2 protein-coding genes are annotated in these 1,897 nt (G+C 39.4%); both read left to right on the top strand.

Going from position 1 to position 1,897, the window contains the following annotated elements; genetic code table 11:
- Positions 1 to 737 (top strand): PPC domain-containing protein (locus tag ACSLUH_RS19355; RefSeq protein WP_448570066.1); only part of this gene is annotated, 737 nt, incomplete at its 5' end.
- Positions 738 to 1,251: 514 nt separating this feature from the next.
- The coding region (locus tag ACSLUH_RS19350; RefSeq protein WP_448570065.1) for a M9 family metallopeptidase N-terminal domain-containing protein at positions 1,252 to 1,897 on the top strand (646 nt) is incomplete at its 3' end.

Genomic DNA, 1,897 nt, shown 5'->3' with positions numbered 1-1,897 from the left:
ATACGGTTTCAGAGACGTTTAATAAGGCTGAAAATGATGAATGTATTGTGGTTAACAATGTCAGTACAGAGGATAATCATCATGTCAATGTTAAAGGTAAACAAGAAGGGTTATCGATCGTTGTTTATTACAACCACGAAAGTTGTGACACCACGCCAAGTAATATTGTCACTGTTGATGGGATTGTTAATAACACCGGTGAAGAAACAGGTCCTGTAACATCAGCGGTTGAATTAACAAATGGGGAAACTGTATTATCATCTTCAGATCAAGAACCAACCAACTTCTTTGCTGATGTACCCAATGAAGCTACCAATTTGGTGTTCAGTATTTATGGTGGAAGTGGTGAAGCAGATTTGTTTGTTAAGTATCAAGCAACCCCGACCGATAATGACTATGATGGCAGAGGATATATTTACGGCAATGATGAAAGCGTTTCTATTGCTAATCCAAATGCTGGTAAATGGTATTTCATCGTTAAAGGGTATAACAACAGTACCTTCCATGATGTTAATGTCTCAGTATCGTGGGATGGAGGGTTAACAGAGGAATCTCCAGCCGACATTGATAATAACGGCGCTGTTGACAAACGTGATATTCAATTGTTTCAGCAAATGCTAAGAAATGATGAACTGGGCCTAGAATACGACTTTAGCGGTGATGGAATGGTCAATCAGAAAGACGTAAGGGCGATGATGCGCTTGTGTGATCTACCACGCTGTGCGATTGCGGATTAGGGAGTACTAGACAAGGGTAATACAGCCAAACGGCTATTACCCTTGTGAGATGCTAAAGCTAAATGGTTGTCACTTGCCTTTAAATGGCAAGTGAACTTAATTCAATTTCACTTTTTCGATTTATGCACTTTTCAATATAACTTTTCTATAGCTTAAATAAAGCCCGCTAGCAGGCCATTATTTGACATCACTGCTCCCCTAACCGTAAATGATCACAATAGATTCTCATCGCCTCGATAACGACACTTATTACCTCTGGTTAATAAATTGTTAAAAAAACGATACACTTTCGTTGATATTGTATATTTTATATTGTATTTTGGTTGTTGTTTGTTCGATAGCATGAAAGTTAGGCAATCTATACCTTTTCATTAATCGTGCATAACAAACTCAATGGTCAGTGTTGCAAATAATAAAATAACTCACACAAGCCATTGATAGTGCTAGTCATGTGCTTTGTCAGAGAGCTATTACTAGTGAAATAAACTAAATAATAATAATTAAGGATTTAGATATGCGCTTTAAATCTATCGCAATGGCAGTGATTGCTGCCTCAACAACAGCGTCGTTCACCACCTCTGCCCATCACGTTACCGAGCAACAGCGTTCTTTGACACCTTCTTTGAGTGAAAGTAGTAACGTTCAGGGTGCTAAAGGTTCGACAGGCGCTTTGGGTCAAGTAGGCCTCGCCGGAGAAGCTTTTTGTCATAACAACGAATTAGAGGCCCTATCAGGGCGAGCATTTTATGAATACATTCGTGATGCCGAATCAGATAGTTGTCTTGAAAACATCAAAAGTGATTATCATTACGGAAATAATGTTGCCACTAAAGGCAATATGCTTATGGTGGCAAATTATATCCGAGATGAAGGGGCAAGTTATGATTTGCTAAATACCGACAGTGTTACTCGGGTGTTTGAATACCTAACCAATGCTTATAAGTGGGATCACAACCATCGAAGTGGTGTTTATCAAGACGATGCAGAGTTACGTGCTGCCGTGACAGATGCACTACATGCGGTGATGGATAACCCTAACTTTACAACGGCAAGTGCAAAAACGCATATGAGTTTAAGGCCTTATTTTGAAGTGGTCTGGTATGCACAAACTTATCAAGGCATGATCGCACCGATCACCAAATACCTTAACGGCTTTACTA

This window comes from Thalassotalea ganghwensis, from assembly GCF_053485795.1.
Note: the sequence above shows the minus strand (reverse complement) of the source record. Positions and strands in the feature narration are given on the sequence as shown.